Genomic DNA, 16,354 nt, shown 5'->3' with positions numbered 1-16,354 from the left:
CTTCGCAGTAATGAAATAAGTCCTCCATCCGAATGCGTCGCGCGACACGTGGGTGGGTGCGGCACTGATATTGAACTTCCAGGTAAATGGTTATGAGCGCAATTCATGAGCAGGCAATGATTCACGTGTATCAACAGATACTGCAGCGGCTGTTGGGTTTCTATTCCCGTGCGGAACGTACGGCGTTGCAGCTTTTGATCCAGCGTTTGATCGTCGCCGCTGGTGGCATTGAGCGGATTGGTGATTACCGCGTACTGACGGTCCTGAACGGGAGTCGGGACAGCTTCTACGTGCTGACGGCGCTGAGGGCTGCGCAACTGAGCATCGCGGGCAGGAATCCGGTGACCTTCGACCTGCGCGTCGCGACGCCGCGGTTGAGCGAGACCACCCAGGCGACCCTGGAAAACATCCATCGATGCTACAGCGCGCTGTTCGTCTACGACGATCCCCGGGTGGAGCTGCTGATGGCGGATAACCGCGAAGTGGTGCCGTTCAACCACAGGCAGCCATTGTCGGTGGCCGGGCACGAATCCAATCGCATGGACATGCTGGTCATGGGGCATCTCCGTTCGGTCGACAGTCATTTGGAGGTCGGCGATGACGGCTACCTGGCCATGGCGGAGTTCTATCGCCACATGGCCCGCTGGGAATCCGGGGTCGATTCCCTGGTCAGCAGCGACACGCCGCGCCAGCAGAAACAGTTCATGTCGGGCCTGCGACGTGCCTGCCGCAAGATCGGCCTGGGCATCGACACAAGCTGCACTTTCGACAATCTGTTTGCGCAACTCGATGCCCTGGGGGGCGATCTCTATCGGCATTTCCATGGGCCGCAACGCCCCTGCTCATGGAAACCCGAGGGCCATTTCGAGGCATGCCGGCGGGTAGGGCACATCGGCATCGACGACCTGATCGTCGATCGCTGCGAAGAAATGAACTGGTTGCTGTTCAGTGAGTTCCTGAGGATACGAACCGACGACCTCATCGCTTCGGCGCCGGAAAACGAATACCTCAGTCCGCTGCTGTCGGCCCATTTGCATGGCCTGCAGGCGGCTTGCCTGCAGGGACGCAGCTACGAAGCAGGCTACGGGGACTACGTGCAGCGGGCAATCATGATCATGCATCGCAAGCAACTGCCGGAACATGTCTGCGAACAGGCCCGGGAGCTGTTCGGCCCGTCCTCGGCCATTGGGGAGCGCCGTGTCCAGGCTGCTGCAGAAGCCCAAGCGACTCTCGGGCTCAACGAGGCGCAACTGGTGTGCATGCTGTTCGCGCCCTTTGTCGAGAAAGGCGCGGGGCTGGAGCACTTCCTGCGCTGTTGCCACCCCGGCATGCTGGTAGCGATGCCGGACCTGCACAAGGCCATGCAGGGTGCGACGGTTGCCGATCAGGTGGCGCAATGGATGGTCGATGTCAGTGGTCTTTCGATCGACATGCTCGGCAGGCTCTATGGGGCGAGCGTAGCGCTCCCGGAATACGAAAGTGCGCCGGGAACCGGCTCACAAGCCGTCGACAGCGCCGATACCGAGGCGCCCGGTCTGGCTGACGACGGCCTGCGCGAAAGCTCGGCCAGATATTGAGGGGTGCGGTTTGACGGCTTCACCCCCCCTGTATCCAGTTGCAGCTGTTGATGTCACGCCGCGGCCGGTCGTGGCCCCTCCGACGGGGCTGAAGCCATGAAGGGCTCGCGGGAAACGGATTTCGCTTATCAGGCGGTCTATCGCTACCTGACGGCCCTGATCAGCGAGCTGGGAAGCGATGCCCGGGTGCGACTGCCGTCGCTACGGCAGTTGGCTGACCGGTTGAACGTGTCGATTTCTACCATCCAGTACGCCTATTCGTTGCTGGAAAAGGAGGGCCGGGTCTATTCGATTGCCAAGTCCGGTTATTACGCGCTGCCAGTACCCAGTATGGTCGCCCTGGGGGGCAGTGACGATCTGCTCGAGACGCTCTACGTCAATACCCGGCGACCGGGCATGCTGGTGCTCAGCGCGGACGAGCCAGCCTCGATGCAGCCGTTGGACAGCCCGCTGCTGCTGCTCGAACGCGAGCTGTTGCGCCAGTATCCGCGCGTTTCCCAGATGCCTTCTCAGCCCTGGGGTGAGCTGGAGCTGCGTGCTGCCTTGGCGGCCCGTTACACCTCCTCGCCAGCGCGCTGCTGGAAGGCCGATGACGTGTACCTCGGTGCGGATCTGCGTGGTGTACTGGAGATCCTGATCGCCGTGCTGGCGCTCAGGGGCTCCACAATATTGATCGAGTCGCCGTGCGACTGGATGATTCTGCGCTTGTTGCAAGCAGCCGACGTCAAGGTCATCGAGCTGCCGTTGCTGGCGGACGGCGCGATATGTCTAGAGCAACTGGAACAACTTCTGCAGAACGAAACCGTACGCCTGGTGGTGGTGTCTTCGGTGTTGAGCATGCCAAGGGGAACGTGTATCCCCGAGGACAACCGCCGGTCCGTCGCGAATCTGCTGGAGGTCCATGGTACCTGGGTGCTGGAGAACGACAGCTACACGGACCTGATATTCGACACCGGGGTGGTGCCTTTTCGCGACCTGCTCGATCCGGATCGCTTGATTGTCTATTCCACTTTCGAGAAAACCATCGGCCCGGAAGCACCGTATGGCTATGTGCTGTCGCGTCAGTTGACCCTGCAACTGCAGCGGCATTTCCTGCTGCGCGCATTTCGCCTGTCGCCCATTCGGCAGAAGGCCATTGCGCGGCTGTACAGCAACGGCCGGATGGACCAGCATTTGCTGGTATTACGGCGACTGTTGCGTGAAAGCGCGACCTCGACGATGCAACTGCTGCGGGAAAGGCTGGGGGACAGCCTGCAATGGGTGGAAGCCCAGGGAGGCGCAACGATCTGGATTCGATCGTCACGCCGGGTGGACCTGCGGCAGGTTTTCCAGCGTTTGCTGGCCCAGCGCATCGTCATTGCTCCTGGCGAACTGTTCAGTATCCAAGGGCTTTATACCCAGCATTTGCGTATGACGCATGCCTTGAGTGGGGCAACCGACCTGGACACTACGTTCCACGCGTTGGCCGATGCCTTGCGGCTCGAGCAATCGTGAGAAGGGCAATGGATCGAACCCATCGCGCCATGGTCGAACTGTCAGTAAACTGCATCCCATTTCCCAAGCCACTCCACCCAGAGGTTTTGCATGACAGTCAGTCCATTTGCGGGCAAGCCGGCGCCGGCAGAGTTGTTGATCGATATCCCGCGACTGGTGACGGCCTATTACACCGGCCGGCCCGATGCCTCGGTTGCGACCCAGCGAGTGGCTTTCGGCACCTCCGGTCACCGTGGCAGCTCCTTCGATCTGGGGTTCAACGAATGGCACGTACTGGCTATCAGTCAGGCCATCTGCCTGTACCGTGAAGCCCACGGAATCGATGGCCCGTTGTTCGTTGGTATCGACACCCATGCGCTTTCTACCCCTGCGGGGGCCAGTGCGCTGGAGGTGCTGGCCGCCAATGGCGTGACCGTGATGATCGCCGAAGGCGACGAATACACACCGACGCCGGCGGTTTCCCACGCGATCATCTGCTACAACCGGGGGCGCACTACGGGGCTGGCGGACGGTATCGTCATCACGCCGTCCCATAACCCGCCGCACAGTGGTGGCTACAAGTACAACCCTACCAACGGTGGCCCGGCCGATACCCATATCACCAAGTGGATCGAAGCCAAGGCCAACGAACTGCTGGCCAACCAGTTGGCCGGCGTCAAGCGCATCAGCTACGAGCGGGCCCTGAAGGCCGAAACCACTCATCGTCACGACTACCTCAACACCTACGTGGCGGACCTGATCAATGTCATCGATTTCGATGCCATCCGCGCCGCCGGGCTGCGCCTGGGCGTCGATCCGCTGGGCGGGGCAGGGGTGCGCTATTGGCCAGCCATCGCCGAGCATTACCGCCTGGATCTGGACGTGGTGAATACTCAGGTGGATTCGACGTTCCGCTTCATGACGGTCGACTGGGACGGGCAGATCCGCATGGACCCTTCTTCCAGCTATGCGATGCAAGGGCTGATCGGCCTGAGGGAGCGTTTCGACGTCGCCTTCGCCTGCGACCCGGATCACGACCGCCACGGCATCGTGACACCATCCGGAGGCTTGCTGGCACCGAACAACTACCTGGCTGTGTCCATTGACTACCTGTTCCAGAACCGTCCGCAATGGCGCGCCGATGCCGGTGTGGGCAAGACGGTGGTCAGCAGCGGGCTGATCAATCGCGTGGCCAGGCGCCTGGGGCGTCGTCTCTATGAAGTGCCGGTAGGCTTCAAGTGGTTTGCCGATGGCCTGTTCGACGGCTCTCTGGGCTTCGGTGGTGAGGAAAGCGCCGGTGCTTCGTTCCTGCGTAAGGACGGTGGCGTGTGGAGTACCGACAAGGACGGCCTGATTCCGGCGCTACTGGCGGCTGAAATGACCGCTCGCACCGGCCGCGACCCAAGCCAGGCCTACCGCGCCCTGACAGACGAACTGGGGGAGCCGTTCTCCGTACGCGTCGATGCGAAGGCTACTGCGCAGCAGAAGGCCCTGTTGAGCAAACTTTCACCGGATCAGGTCGCGTCTACCCAGCTGGCCGGTGAGGCAATCCAGAGCATTCTCAGCCACGCGCCGGGGAACGATCAGGCCATCGGCGGCCTGAAGGTGATGACCGAAAACGGCTGGTTCGCAGCGCGTCCGTCCGGCACCGAGGATATCTACAAGATCTACGCCGAAAGCTTCCTTGGCGACGAGCACCTCAAACAGTTGGTGAGTGAGGCGCAGACGCTGGTGGATGGCGCTATCAGCGGCTAAAGGTCGTATGCCACAGAACCCTGTGGGAGCGAGCCTGCTCGCGATAGCGGTGGGTCAGTTACATAGATGTTGAATGTGCCGACGTCATCGCGAGCAAGCTTGGCTCCCACAGATTCTGCTGCGTACATATAGAGGTCGTATGCCACAGATATCCTGTAGGAGCGAACCTGCTCGCGATAGCGGTGGTCAAGGCGGCCGTCATGTCGATGCGATACCACTTTCACTTCATCGCCTAACCCCATGACCTACAAGCTTTTGGGTAGCACTCATCGGTAAATCCAGACACCATAGTCGTCATGGTTTTGAACGCCGGAGTCCCAAAGCGTGCCGCAACACTCTCCCGATCTTCCTCCCGAACTGCTTCCCCTGGCGCAAATGCCGCTGCTCAAGCGTCTGGCAGCCAGATTCTTTGGCCATGGACTGACACGTCTGCGCGGGCAGCATAGGGCTTCCTGGTTACATGGACAGGCTGATGGTTTTCGCAGCGGTCATGCTGCCGGTTTCGATTACGGATTCAAAGAGGGCAAGACCGAGGGGTTGGAGGAGGCGCGCCAGGTCTTGTTGATCCGCGACTTCCGCAGTACGGAACACCCGGCGCCCAAAGTGGATGACCTGTTGTTCGACGACTGGCGCCTGCCATTGACCCCCGAGCTCAAGAAGCGCGTGAAGGCGGATGTCGCCCGATTGCTGCCGGCTCATGCACAGCCCAGTGTTGCGCAGTGGAAGATGATCTTCAGCGACACGCCTTCCACCTCGGTGGTTGCCGGGGCCGGTGCGGGTAAATCCACGACCCTGGTGCTGCGCATCGTGTTGCTGTCTCAGTATCTGGGCTGCGAGTTGGATTCGATGACCGTGGTGACGTTTACCCGGGAATCGCGCAAAGACTTTATTCAGAAGTTGATCGAGGTCTTCGCCTTGTGGGGGCGAGCGGTCAACCCCAGGGAAGCCCGCGATCTGGTGCGGACCTTCCATTCGCGCATCTTGCCCATGGTGCGCAGCCTGCCGGGATTCGAGCGGCTCCAGGCCTTCGAAACCCTGGGCCATCGCACGGGGGCGGGCGATGACGACATCGACGGCAACCCCTTCGACTTGCGCATCAACGATGCTCAGCGCCAGCAACTCAATGCGTGTTATCACCATCTCTATCAACGCGACGAGCGTTTTCGCGAGCTGATCAAACCACTGTCCCGGCACGCTTTTCAGCTCAGGCAACTGGAGCGTGACCACCCGGACGTGCAGAAGCGGGTAGCCGTGACCGAACTGGCTGCCCAACGTGATGAAGAACTGTGCGATGCCATCGAGGATCTGTGGTTTCGCGCCGGCGCGTGGCCCATCAAGGGTGTCGAGCCCAAGCGTCAGACATTCAACATCAACGGTTCAACGTTCCATTGTCATGGTTACGTCCCAGCCTTGGATGCTTGGGTGATACTGGGGTTCGATTCGCGGGAGGATGCCCGACTCAGTCGTCCAGGCGCGCGGCTGAGCCTGCGTGCGGAATGGGCAGTAAAGCGAACCCTGTTTCAAGCTTTCTGCCGTAAGCCGTTGATATGGATAGAAAGCTATGAGTCATCCAAGCGTCTTCTCGCCTCGTTGGCCGGGGACGCGAGCGCAGGGCCTGGCTTCGATTACAAGGTCAAGGGGGAGCTGGGTTCGGCGCCATTGCTGGACTGTTTCGTCGCCGCTGCCGGTTTCATTGAGAACCTGGGTTTGGATGTACCGGATGCCGTAGGGCGAATGTGTTTCGCCCAGGATGACCCTGATCGGTTCTTTTTCGAGGCGTTGAGCCGCTATTGGCGGGCGTTTGAAGACCATCTGCTCGACCAGTCGCCTCCCATCATGACCTACAACCGCATGTTTGCGCTGTTCAGCGAGCATTCGCCGGAGAACTTCAAGTTACTGGGCGATGCGCTTCTCAGGCCTATGTCACACCTGATGATTGATGAGTTCCAGGACGTTTCCCCGCAGATCGTCTCCTGGCTTCGTGCAAGCCTTCGGGAAGTGCGTCGCCGGGGCCCTGCCATGCATGTGGGGCGAGGTGCTCAACACTCTTCATTGCTGTGTGTCGGCGACGACTGGCAGTCGATCTATGGTTGGCGCGGCAGTTCACCGAGCTATTTCATGGCGTTCAGCCAACAATTCCCGTCGTCGGCCACTACCCGAGTGATGCTCACTGACAATTATCGCAGCCATCAGCACATCATCGATGCTGCCGAGCATATTGTCCGTGCGGCGGCTGCCATCCCTGGCAAGAAGGCCAAGGCCAGCGGCAAATCCCCATTGCTGAGCCCGGTCAATGTGCTGGATCGGGACGATGAGGGCTTGGCCCAACGGCTGGAGGAGCATTATCGCAAGGGGGATTCGATATTGATGTTGTATCGAAGAAGTATCGATAAGACATTGATAGAGAAGCATATTCAGTCAATAGTTAATGTGGATTCTAGCTTGCCATATGAGATGCGGCGCCTCAGGCAGATGACCTATCACAGTGCCAAGGGGCTCCAGGCTGATGCAGTATTCTTATTGGGAGATTGCCAGCACCTGACCCATTCCCCCTACAAGAATCAGGTCTATCGGATGGCCGGGCTGGGCCAGGACAGTGACACCGAGCCGTACGACACGGCGCAGAAGGACGAAATCCTGCGCCTAGCCTACGTGGGCATCACCCGTGCCGTGCAGCATTGCTACTGGTACGTGGAGGAGCCGGACAGTCAGGCCGCCAACGGGCCCAGGGCCTCGGACCGTATCGACAAAGGCAAGCCTTTCTTTGTTGACCATCGCCGCGCCCGCGGTTGAGTGGGACTGGTCTGGTAGTTGCCTGGAGGATCGCCATCGCGAGCAGGCTCGCTCCCACAGGGGGTTGGGTGAACACACTTGCTGAAGCCGCCCCGAGACATTGTGGGAGCGAGCCTGCTCGCGATAGCGGCGGGACAGCTGGCACAAATGCCCGGGATAGCGCCCACAAAAAAGCCCACAGAATGCGGGCTTTTTTACTCAGGAGGCGAATCGCCTCAAACCAACCGGTGGTACGAAGGCCTCCAGCTCGGCTTCCACCGCTTCGATTATTCGCTCCACGTCAGGGGCATTCATCACGGTCGCGCAGGGGATACCCGCAATCGCGATCATGGTTTCGCCGCTGGCACGGTCGAACAGCCGGGCGACCATGCTGCCCGGCGCATCCATACTGGCCTCGAAGCCCATTGGATGGAAATGCCAGCGCATCAGCTGGCAAGCGTTGGGAAACGTAACCTTGCTGAACGATCCTTTATTCATCTGCTGCCCACCTTCTTCATCAAGCGCTTCCGTTTGCTCTTGTCAGGAAGGAAGAGCCATCATGGCCCTACCAGTGAAAACTAAAAATAGCACCTGATAATGAAAGTCATGTGGCTTTTTTCAGTCCGTTTTGCGATTGGTTCACTTTTTTTGATCTGCATCATGACTTAAAGGCCAGGACTCAGAATGCCATCATCCTTTTCCTGACGAAGTCTGCTGGTTTCTCAACGCCTCTGGCGCGCGGTATTGCAGAGCGATCAGTAGAGCCAGGCCCACCATCGATAAAGCGACGGCGAAGGTGAGATGCAGGCCGTTTGCGACCTCCCCGGGACTGGCCGCGGAGACACCGACCGTCGGTAATGCTGATGCGAATACCGCGCCGAGCACCGATGCACCGGTAAAGAAACCCAGGTTACGCGACAGGTTGAGCAACCCGGCAATGACGCCGCGCTTCTGTGCAGCAACATCCGCCATCACGGCCGTGTTGTTAGCAGTCTGGAACAGCGCATAGCCCAGCGTAGTCACCACGATGGCCATGACGTAGCCGCCCATGCCCAACGCGGGTGACACCAGCGCCAGCATCGAGCAGCCCAGCACCATGGTCGCCAACCCGGCAAGCCGCATGGGCCGCACGCCGAACCGATCCGTAAGGCGCCCGGCAGGCACGCCGGCCAACGCAGCGACGCAGGGCCCGACGGCCAGCACCAATCCCACCAGCGAGGTCGGCAGTCCAAGGCTGATGGACAAGTAGAAAGGTCCTACCAGCAGCGTCGCCATCATGACTGTGGCGACCAATGCACTCGTTGCCAGGCCCGAAACCAGCAGCCGATCGCGAAACAACGCCAGGGGGATCAGCGGCGACCTCACCCTGCGTTGGGTCAGGACGAACAGTCCGCCGCCAACGACCGCCAACAGCAGCAAGGCGATATTGATTGCGCCGAAATGGCCGCGGCCCAGGGTCATGGCCAGGGCATAAGCGCCCAGTGCCGTCGCCAGCAGCACCGTGCCCTTGATATCGAAGCCGGATTTTTCGACATCCCTCGGCAGGCGATGGGCGGGCAGGGAGCGCCAGGCCAACAGCCATGTCAGCAGTCCGAGGGGCACGTTGATCAGGAAGATAGCGTGCCAGCCGAATACGCTGACAAGCGTGCCGCCGAGCGAGGGTCCAAGGGCGGTGCCTACCGCTGACAGCGTGGCCAGCAAGCCCATGGCGCGCCCGATTCGCTCCTTCTCGACCGTTTCACCGACCAAAGCCAGGGTCAACGCCATCATGACGGCCGCTCCCAGGCCTTGCAGCGTCCGGCCCATGATCAACAGCCCAAGGGAAGGCGCGAGCCCGCAGAGAACAGACGCCAGGGTAAACAACAGAATGCCGGTCAACAGCAGTGGTCGGCGTCCCAGCAGATCACCCAGGCGCCCGACGCTGACAATCAGCGTGGAGATCGCCAGCAGATAAGCCAGCACCACCCATTGGACTGCCTGAAAAGAGGCGCCGAACGCTTCGGCCAAGGCGGGCAGGCCGACTGTGGCGACGCTGGTGCCCAGCGAGGCGAGCAAGGTTGCCAGGGCAAGGCTGGTCAACGCCCAGCGCGACGAGGAGGCTTGGGGAGCGCCGGGAATGTCCGGCGGCGTATGGACTGGTTTCATGCTGTTCTCCGGAGCGGTTCACAAAAACTGGACTGTCAGAACAGTACGCCCGGGCATAACATGGCGGAAGACGCAGCATTTGCACTTTATAGCTGCATGCGACGCCATCTATAAGCCCGAGGCCTGACCATGTCCATTCCCGACCTCAACCTGTTGATCACCCTTGACGTGCTGTTGGCGGAAGGCAGCGTTGCCCGAGCGGCCCAACGGCTGCGGCTCAGTCCTTCGGCGATGAGCCGGGCGTTGGCGCGATTGCGCGATACCACCGGTGACCCGCTGTTAGTGCGGGCCGGGCGAGGGCTGGTGGCCACGCCCCGTGCCTTGGAACTGCGCGAGCAGGTCAGTCAACTGGTGCAGGATGCCCAGACAGTACTGCGCCCGGTCGAGGCCCCGGACCTGCGGCGGTTGAATCGGACCTTTACGCTGCGCACCCGGGAAGGGTTCGTGGAAAACTTCGGGATCGACCTGATTACCCGCATCGGCGAGGAGGCCCCCGGTGTCCGAATGCGCTTCGTGGACAAGGCTGACAAGAGCAGTACGGCACTGCGCGAGGGGACCGTGGACCTGGAAACCGCCGTCGTGGACAAGGACACCCGACCGGAGCTACGCACCCAGGCATTGTTTGTCGACCGACTTATCGGCGTGGTACGCCTGGGGCATCCGCTGAGCCAGGCCGAGGTTACCGCCGCTGCTTATGCCGAGGGCGGGCATATCGCTGTCGCCTTGCGCGACCTCGACCACGGCCCCATTGATCGGGCATTGGAGCCCTTGAACCTGACGCGAGAGATCATCACCACCGTCCCCGGCTTTTCCACGGCGTTGGGGCTCGCGCGGTCCAGTGACCTGATCGCCAGTGTGCCCGAACGCTATACCACCCGCCTGCGCGCCGGCCTGCACAGCTTTGCGCTGCCGTTCCCGGTGCCGATATTCACGATTGCCATGCTCTGGCATCCACGAATGGATGCCGATCCGGTACACCGCTGGCTGCGAGGTTGTTTGCGTGAGGTTTGCGCGCGCAACACTGGGGAGCAAATAGGCCACTAATTCATATTAATTAATAGCACTTCACTGGCACTTAGTTGCTGAAAGTGTACTGCTCGACATAGGGCGATATTTAATATTTAAATAGGGTTTTGTCCGACAATTTTTGATCCTGAGGCTGTGCTGCCTGTATTAACGGGACGGGCGCCTAGTGCCCCGCGTGTCGTCAGAGTTGTTGTTCATATGCGTCGAAAAAATCGCTAGACGTATGATTTCGAATTGTGTCAGTTTTCTTGCGTCCTCAATTGGGCGAGTGATAGGACGATCTCGCCAGAGATTGTCTGTCTGACAAAAACTGTTCCATTGCAAACAAGGAAGTGTGTTTATGTCGAAAGTCAAAACCGGCACTGTTGATTCTGCTGAACAACTCCTCTGGGCACCGCAATCATTGGCCGCGTCCAGTAATGCATTCAACCAGATCAATAGTTTCAGCCATCAATATGACCGTGGCGGCAACCTCACCATCAATGGCAAACCCTCGTACTCGGTGGACGAGGCGGCGACTCAATTGCTGCGCGACGGCGCGGCGTATCAGGACAGAGACGGCAGCGGCAAGATCGAGCTGACTTATACCTTTCTGACCTCCGCTTCCTCGAGCACCATGAACAAGCATGGAATCAGCGGTTTCAGCCAGTTCAGTACTCAGCAGAAGGGCCAGGCAGTCCTGGCCATGCAGTCCTGGGCGGATGTGGCCAATGTCACCTTTACCGAGAGAAGCAGCGGTGGCGACGGACACATGACCTTCGGCAACTACAGCAGTGGCCAGGACGGCGCAGCGGCGTTCGCCTACCTGCCGGGGACCGGCGCCGGGTATGACGGGACGTCCTGGTACCTGATCAATAGTAGCTACACCCAGAACAAGAATCCGGGCCTGAACAACTATGGCCGGCAGACCCTGACCCACGAAATCGGCCACACCCTGGGCCTGGCGCACCCAGGCGACTACAACGCCGGCGAAGGCAGCCCGACCTACGATGACGCCACGTACGGCCAGGACACCCGTGGCTACAGCGTCATGAGCTACTGGAGTGAAAGCAACACCGACCAGAACTTCAGCAAAGGCGGCGTCGAAGCCTATTCCTCAGGCCCGTTGATGGACGACATCGCGGCGATCCAGAAACTCTACGGTGCCAACATGAGCACCCGTACCGGTGACACCACCTACGGCTTCAATTCCAACGCCGGTCGCGATTTCCTCAGCGCATCGTCCTCGTCGGACAAGGTGGTGTTCTCGGTATGGGATGCGGGCGGTCGCGATACCCTGGACTTTTCCGGTTTCACCCAGAACCAGAAAATAAATCTCAATGACGCCTCGTTCTCCGACGTTGGCGGCATGGTGGGCAACGTGTCCATCGCTCAGGGCGCCACCATCGAAAATGCCATCGGCGGGTCGGGCAGCGATTTGCTGATCGGCAACGAAGTGGCCAACGAGCTCAAGGGGGGCGCCGGCAATGACATCCTCTGGGGGGGCGGCGGTGCGGACAAGCTGTCGGGCGGTTCGGGTGCCGACACGTTCGTCTTCGCCGCGAGCTCCGATTCGCGGCCGGGTGCCACGGACCAGATCCTCGATTTCGTCAGCGGCCTGGACAAGATCGACCTGACCGGCATCACCAACGGCGCGGGCCTGCACTTCGTGAATGCGTTCACCGGTGCGGCGGGCGATGCGGTGCTGTCGACATCGGGTGGCAACAGCCTGTTGTCGGTGGACTTCTCCGGGCATGGCGTGGCCGATTTCCTGGTCAGCACCGTCGGCCAGGCAGCGGTTTCGGACATCGTGGCTTGATGCCCGTGTGACTCACTGAGGTGAGGGGGGTGTTCCCATCGACAATGGGACTGTTTCGCAGCCCAGCGGGAGCAAGCTCCCTCGCCACAGACGCATTCCAATTCTTTCAGCGAGTAAAGATCATGCCCCGCAGTCTTCCGGCAACCGCCTGGTTACTCGCTACGCTGATGTTGTTTTCCGGAGAAGTCACCATGGCGCGCAGCCTGTTGTTAGCAGAACCCTCACAGTTGGCCGGTCAGTGGCGCGCCGTTCTGGCAGGCCCGCAGGACAACGCACAAACCCAGGCGCTGCAGGACAAACCGTCCAATATCTGTGTCATCGAGCTCAAGGCGGACCAGACCGTAGGCGGGCAAACCGACTGCCTGGGCCAGTGGCTCGGGGATGAACCGGTCCGTTGGTTTCCTGAGCCCGATGGTCTTTCGCTGCTTGGCAAGCAAGATGCCAGAGTTCATCTGGGGTTGCGTCAGGGCCAGCATTATCAAGTCAATTTGAAATCGGGATTGAGCGTCACCCTTGAGCGCAATATCCAAGAGGGCGCGCGTTAGCTTATTCGTACGGCTTGAGCCTGTTTTACCTTGAATCCAGACGCGCTTGTTCATCAGGCGCGCACTTTGGTGTGGGCATGCTCAACTATTAAATGATTGGAAAGTTCAAGTGTTTGCCAACTTTGTGGCGAAGCCAATTGCAGGGAAGAATGATGAAGAGGGCAAAGACCGCCGCCGCGGTGCCGCTGTTCAAGGCGCTGGGCGATTATAAAAACATTCTGCTCAGTGTCGGTTGTTTTACCGCGCTGATTAATGTCCTGATGCTGGCGCCTTCCATTTACATGCTCCAGGTATATGACCGGGGATTATCATCGCAAAACGAAACCACCCTGGTAATGTTGTCGTTGATGGTGGTGGGCTTCTTTGTGTTCATCGGGTTGCTTGAAATGGTGCGCAGCTTCATTGTCATCCGCATCGGCAGCCAGTTGGAGAGACGATTCAATCTCCAGGTCTACAAAGCCGCGTTCGAGCGCAACCTGCTCCAGGGCGAAGGCAACGCCGGGCAGTCCCTGGGTGACTTGACCCATCTGCGCCAGTTCGTCACCGGGCCGGCGCTATTCGCCTTCTTCGATGCCCCCTGGTTCCCGGTCTATCTGTTGGTGATTTATCTGTTCAACGTCTGGCTGGGCGTGTTCGCCAGCGTGGGCACGCTGCTGCTCATCGGTCTGGCATGCCTGAACGAGATCATGACCCGCAAACCGTTGGGGCAGGCCAGCGGCTACTCGCAACAGTCCAGTCAACTGGCCACCAGTCATTTGCACAACGCCGAATCGATCCAGGCCATGGGCATGCTCGATGCACTGCGCAACCGCTGGTTTACCGTGCATTCGCGTTTTCTCGGCTTGCAAAACCAGGCCAGCGACACCGGTGCGGTCATCAGTGCGTTCAGCAAAGCCTTGCGCCTGAGCCTTCAATCGCTCGTGCTGGGATTGGGGGCGCTGCTGGTGATCAAGGGCGACATGACCGCCGGGATGATGATTGCCGGCTCGATCCTGATGGGCCGGGTATTGAGCCCTATCGATCAATTGATTGCCGTGTGGAAGCAATGGAGCGGCGCGAAGCTGGCCTATCGTCGTCTCGACGCGTTGTTGCAGGCCTATCCGCCCCAGGACGACGCGATGCCACTGCCACCGCCCAAGGGCCAGGTGAGCTTTGAGCAAGTCAGCGCCGGACCGCCGGGGCAGCGCCAGGCGACATTGCATCAAGTGAGTTTCAGTTTCGCTGCCGGCGAGGTACTTGGGGTCTTGGGGGCTTCGGGTTCCGGCAAATCCACCCTGGCCCGTGTGCTGGTGGGCGTGTGGCCGATCCTGGGAGGTGCAGTGCGGCTGGACGGGGCCGATATCCATCGCTGGAATCGTGACCAACTCGGTCCGTACATCGGCTATCTGCCCCAGGACATCGAACTGTTCAGCGGCAGCATCGCCGAGAACATCTCCCGCTTTCGCGAGGCCGACCCACAGAAAGTCGTCGCTGCCGCGCAGCAGGCCGGCGTGCATGAGCTGATCCTGCGCATGTCCCAAGGTTACGACACGGTCCTGGGGGAGGACGGTAGCGGTTTGTCCGGTGGGCAGAAACAACGGGTCGCCCTGGCCCGGGCCCTGTACGACCGGCCGAGCCTGGTGGTGCTCGACGAGCCCAACTCCAACCTGGACACCGTCGGCGAGGCGGCGCTGGCCAGTGCCATCGCGCAGCTGAAGGCCCAGGGCACCAGCGTCGTGCTGGTGACACATCGCTCCTCGGCGCTGGCCCAGGCCGACAAGCTGCTGGTGCTTAACGAAGGTCGGCTACAAGCGTTCGGACCAAGCCAGGAAGTGCTGCGGGCGCTATCCGGCCAATCGGACACTCCGCGAGACAAACCCCAGGCAACGCCCAACGGATTGAGCATGAGTCGTCAGTACCAGGCCGCCGGCAAGCCCGGAAACGCATGAGCAAGGATCGCGACATGACCCTCGAACACACTCGACACCACGAGCGCCCCGAACGTGACGCCCGTTTCTTCATGCGCATGGGCTGGGCCCTGGCGCTCCTTGGCGCCGGCAGTTTTTTTACCTGGGCCAGCCTGGCCCCGTTGGATCAGGGCATTCCCGTACAAGGCACAGTGGTGGTTTCCGGCAAGCGCAAGGCTGTGCAATCGATGAGCAGCGGCATGGTCAGTCGGATCCTGGTGCGAGAGGGCGAAGCGGTCAAGCAAGGGCAGCCGTTGTTTCGTCTGGACCAGACCCAGGCCGCAGCGGACGTGCAATCGCTGCAAGCCCAGTACCAGATGGCCTGGGCCAGCCTGGCGCGCTGGCAAAGCGAGCGGGATAACCTGGCGCAAGTGAGTTTTCCGAGCGCATTGAGCCAGGACCCGGATCCACGCCTTGCGCTTGTGCTCGAAGGCCAGCGACAACTGTTCAGCAGCCGCCGCGAAGCCTTCGCCCGGGAACAAGCCGCGTTGCGCGCCAGCATCGACGGCGCCATCGCGCAGTTGGCGGGGATGCGACGGGCCCGTGGCGACCTGACTGCCCAGGCCGAGTCCCTGCGCCTGCAACTGGGCAACCTGCAGCCCTTGGCAGATAACGGTTATATCCCGCGTAACCGCCTGCTGGACTATCAACGGCAATTGTCCCAGGTACAGCAGGAGCTGGCTCAGAACGGCGGCGAAAGCGGCCGGGTGGAGCAGGGGATCATCGAGTCTCGGCTGAAGCTGCAGCAACACAGCGAGGAGTATCAAAAGGAAGTCCGCAGCCAATTGGCCGACGCCCAGCTCAAGAGTGAAACCCTGCAACAACAGCTCACGTCGGCCAGGTTCGAGCTGCAACACAGCGAGATCCTCGCCACCGCCGATGGCATCGCCGTCAACCTGGGAGTGCACACCGAAGGCGCAGTGGTGCGCCAGGGCGACACCCTGCTGGAGATCGTGCCCCAAGGCACACGGCTGGAGGTGGAAGGGCACCTGCCGGTGAGCCTGATCGACAAGGTCGGTATCCATCTGCCGGTGGACATCCTGTTCACTGCCTTCAACCAGAGCCGCACGCCGAGGGTGTCGGGGGAGGTCAGCCTGGTGTCCGCCGATCAGATGATCGACGAAAAAACCGGTACGCCGTACTACGTGTTGCGCAGCAACGTTGGCGATGCGGCGCTGGAAAAACTCAATGGCCTGGTGATCAAGCCCGGGATGCCGGCGGAGATGTTCGTGCGTACCGGCGAGCGCTCGCTGCTCAACTACTTGTTCAAACCGCTGCTCGACCGGGCCGGCTCTGCGTTGACCGAGGAATAAGGAT

Annotated in this window: 11 protein-coding genes; 9 read left to right on the top strand and 2 right to left on the bottom strand. The window is 60.6% G+C overall.

Annotated features, from left to right (window positions below):
• Positions 1-92: 92 nt before the first annotated feature.
• From AD665_RS23570 to AD665_RS23555, 4 genes are all read left to right on the top strand, one after another.
• Positions 93-1,577 carry a hypothetical protein gene (locus AD665_RS23570; RefSeq protein WP_024778505.1) on the top strand — a complete coding sequence of 495 codons (1,485 nt, stop codon included), beginning with the start codon at positions 93-95 and terminating at the stop codon, positions 1,575-1,577.
• Positions 1,578-1,673: 96 nt separating this feature from the next.
• The gene (locus AD665_RS23565) at positions 1,674-3,071 is read left to right on the top strand and encodes an aminotransferase class I/II-fold pyridoxal phosphate-dependent enzyme (protein ID WP_053194075.1); all 1,398 of its coding nucleotides are present in this window, start codon (positions 1,674-1,676) and stop codon (positions 3,069-3,071) included.
• A 90-nt stretch (positions 3,072-3,161) separates the two neighbouring features.
• Positions 3,162-4,805: a phosphoglucomutase (alpha-D-glucose-1,6-bisphosphate-dependent) gene (gene pgm, locus AD665_RS23560; RefSeq protein ID WP_053194073.1), complete on the top strand. Its 1,644-nt coding sequence runs from the start codon at positions 3,162-3,164 to the stop codon at positions 4,803-4,805.
• A 324-nt stretch (positions 4,806-5,129) separates the two neighbouring features.
• Positions 5,130-7,598, top strand: a complete 2,469-nt coding sequence (locus tag AD665_RS23555) for a UvrD-helicase domain-containing protein (protein ID WP_053194071.1) — start codon at positions 5,130-5,132, stop codon at positions 7,596-7,598.
• Between the two features lie 198 nt (positions 7,599-7,796).
• On the opposite strand, the gene AD665_RS23550 is transcribed toward AD665_RS23555, so the two are convergent.
• The gene (locus AD665_RS23550; protein ID WP_003201764.1) at positions 7,797-8,075 is read right to left on the bottom strand and encodes a DUF1652 domain-containing protein; all 279 of its coding nucleotides are present in this window, start codon (positions 8,073-8,075) and stop codon (positions 7,797-7,799) included.
• Positions 8,076-8,267: 192 nt separating this feature from the next.
• A complete protein-coding gene (locus AD665_RS23545) occupies positions 8,268-9,722 on the bottom strand; it encodes an MFS transporter (protein WP_053194069.1) in 1,455 nt (484 codons plus the stop codon).
• A 129-nt stretch (positions 9,723-9,851) separates the two neighbouring features.
• On the opposite strand from AD665_RS23545, the gene AD665_RS23540 reads away from it, so the two are divergent.
• The 5 genes from AD665_RS23540 (at position 9,852) to AD665_RS23520 (ending at position 16,350) form a co-directional block, all read left to right on the top strand.
• Entirely contained in the window at positions 9,852-10,766 is a 915-nt protein-coding gene (locus AD665_RS23540; protein ID WP_024778500.1) for a LysR family transcriptional regulator, read from the top strand.
• Between the two features lie 322 nt (positions 10,767-11,088).
• Positions 11,089-12,546: a serralysin family metalloprotease gene (locus AD665_RS23535; RefSeq protein ID WP_024778499.1), complete on the top strand. Its 1,458-nt coding sequence runs from the start codon at positions 11,089-11,091 to the stop codon at positions 12,544-12,546.
• Positions 12,547-12,668: 122 nt separating this feature from the next.
• On the top strand, positions 12,669-13,091 hold the full coding sequence (locus tag AD665_RS23530; RefSeq protein ID WP_053194066.1) for an AprI/Inh family metalloprotease inhibitor: 423 nt from the start codon (positions 12,669-12,671) through the stop codon (positions 13,089-13,091).
• A gap of 152 nt (positions 13,092-13,243) precedes the next feature.
• Positions 13,244-15,019, top strand: coding sequence for a type I secretion system permease/ATPase (locus AD665_RS23525; RefSeq protein WP_053194064.1), 1,776 nt, complete (start codon positions 13,244-13,246; stop codon positions 15,017-15,019).
• A complete protein-coding gene (locus AD665_RS23520; protein WP_024778496.1) occupies positions 15,016-16,350 on the top strand; it encodes an HlyD family type I secretion periplasmic adaptor subunit in 1,335 nt (444 codons plus the stop codon). The genes AD665_RS23525 and AD665_RS23520 overlap by 4 nt, the downstream gene beginning before the upstream one ends.
• The last annotated feature ends 4 nt before the right edge of the window (positions 16,351-16,354 follow it).

The organism is Pseudomonas corrugata (genome assembly GCF_001269905.1).
GTDB lineage: Bacteria > Pseudomonadota > Gammaproteobacteria > Pseudomonadales > Pseudomonadaceae > Aquipseudomonas > Aquipseudomonas corrugata.
The sequence above is the reverse complement of the archived record's forward strand: the minus strand, read 5'-3'. Positions and strand labels throughout refer to the sequence as shown.

What these genes read in the sequence shown, in the direction of transcription:
- AD665_RS23520 (WP_024778496.1), top strand. Translation starts at nt 15,016, where the DNA reads ATGAGCAAGGATCGCGACATGACCCTCGAACACACTCGACACCACGAG.
- pgm (WP_053194073.1), top strand. Translation starts at nt 3,162, where the DNA reads ATGACAGTCAGTCCATTTGCGGGCAAGCCGGCGCCGGCAGAGTTGTTG.
- AD665_RS23530 (WP_053194066.1), top strand. Translation starts at nt 12,669, where the DNA reads ATGCCCCGCAGTCTTCCGGCAACCGCCTGGTTACTCGCTACGCTGATG.
- AD665_RS23545 (WP_053194069.1), bottom strand. Translation starts at nt 9,722, where the DNA reads ATGAAACCAGTCCATACGCCGCCGGACATTCCCGGCGCTCCCCAAGCC.
- AD665_RS23540 (WP_024778500.1), top strand. Translation starts at nt 9,852, where the DNA reads ATGTCCATTCCCGACCTCAACCTGTTGATCACCCTTGACGTGCTGTTG.
- AD665_RS23550 (WP_003201764.1), bottom strand. Translation starts at nt 8,075, where the DNA reads ATGAATAAAGGATCGTTCAGCAAGGTTACGTTTCCCAACGCTTGCCAG.
- AD665_RS23535 (WP_024778499.1), top strand. Translation starts at nt 11,089, where the DNA reads ATGTCGAAAGTCAAAACCGGCACTGTTGATTCTGCTGAACAACTCCTC.
- AD665_RS23525 (WP_053194064.1), top strand. Translation starts at nt 13,244, where the DNA reads ATGAAGAGGGCAAAGACCGCCGCCGCGGTGCCGCTGTTCAAGGCGCTG.
- AD665_RS23570 (WP_024778505.1), top strand. Translation starts at nt 93, where the DNA reads ATGAGCGCAATTCATGAGCAGGCAATGATTCACGTGTATCAACAGATA.
- AD665_RS23565 (WP_053194075.1), top strand. Translation starts at nt 1,674, where the DNA reads ATGAAGGGCTCGCGGGAAACGGATTTCGCTTATCAGGCGGTCTATCGC.